Genomic DNA, 1,095 nt, shown 5'->3' with positions numbered 1-1,095 from the left:
TTACAAGTGGAAGGCCAAGTATGGCGGCATGGACGTCAGCGAGGCCAAGAAGCTGAGGGCGCTCGAGGATGAGAACGCCAAGCTCAAGCGGCTGCTCGCCGATGCGATGCTGGACAACTCGGCGCTGAAAGACCTCCTCGGAAAAAAATGGTGACGCCCGCTGCCGAGCGAGATGCCGTCGCCCATCTCCAGACTGCGTTTGGGATGAGCGAGCGGCGGGCGTGCCGAGTGTTGAGCTGCTGCCGGATGACGATGCGCTATCGGGCGCTTCGCACCGATGACGTAGCGCTGCGGGAGCGGATGAAGGCCATAGCCCATGAGCGTCGACGGTTCGGCTATCGCCGGCTGCATGTGCTGCTCCGGCGCGAAGGCCATCTGGTCAACCATAAGCGGCTGTTCCGCATCTATCGGGAAGAGAAGTTGACGGTGCGCCGGCGTGGTGGCCGCAAGCGGGCCATGGGCACCAGGGCGCCGATGCTGATCCCGACCCTGCCCAATGACCGGTGGTCTCTGGACTTCGTCTCTGATCAGCTCACCGACGGCCGGCGCTTCCGGGTGCTGACGGTGGTCGACGACTGCACCCGCGAGTGCCTGGCCCTTGTCGCCGACACGTCGCTGTCCGGGCTGCGGGTCGCAAGGGAGCTCGAGGCCCTCATCGCCAGCCGCGGACGGCCCAGGATGATCGTCAGCGACAACGGCACCGAGTTCACCTCGAACGCCATCCTCGGCTTCGCCGATCGGCAGCGCATCGACTGGCACTACATCGCTCCGGGTAAGCCGATCCAGAATGCCTTCATCGAGAGCTTCAACGGTCGGCTGCGGGACGAGCTGCTCAACGAGACGCTGTTCCCCTCGCTGCCCCAGGTGAGGGCGACCGTGGCCTCGTGGCGGGCCGACTACAACCTCAACCGACCGCACTCTCGGCTCGGCTGGCTCACCCCGGCGGAATACGCCGACACCTTCAACCCGCGACGGGATCTGGCGCTACGCTCGATGCAAGGCTCCGCACCAGCCCCCGTCGCTCACCGCGGCCAGATCGGCCAAAACAGCCGCCCGAGTCTACGTCACGCTGGATAGAAGTTGGGGGCAACGTCA

1 protein-coding gene is annotated in these 1,095 nt (G+C 65.6%); it reads left to right on the top strand.

The features are described from left to right. A protein-coding gene (locus tag ACOVRJ_RS00135; RefSeq protein ID WP_422041880.1) for an IS3 family transposase occupies positions 1–1,077 on the top strand; the annotation gives its coding sequence in 2 pieces (ribosomal slippage) (positions 1–146 and positions 146–1,077; 1,078 coding nt annotated over the 2 pieces). This gene is flagged as partial in the annotation. Positions 1,078–1,095 lie beyond the last annotated feature (18 nt).

The sequence above is a fragment of the Roseateles sp. genome (assembly GCF_049240545.1).
In the GTDB taxonomy this organism is placed as follows: Bacteria; Pseudomonadota; Gammaproteobacteria; order Burkholderiales; family Burkholderiaceae_C; genus Paucibacter_A.
This window is presented reverse-complemented; position numbering and strand designations above follow the sequence as displayed.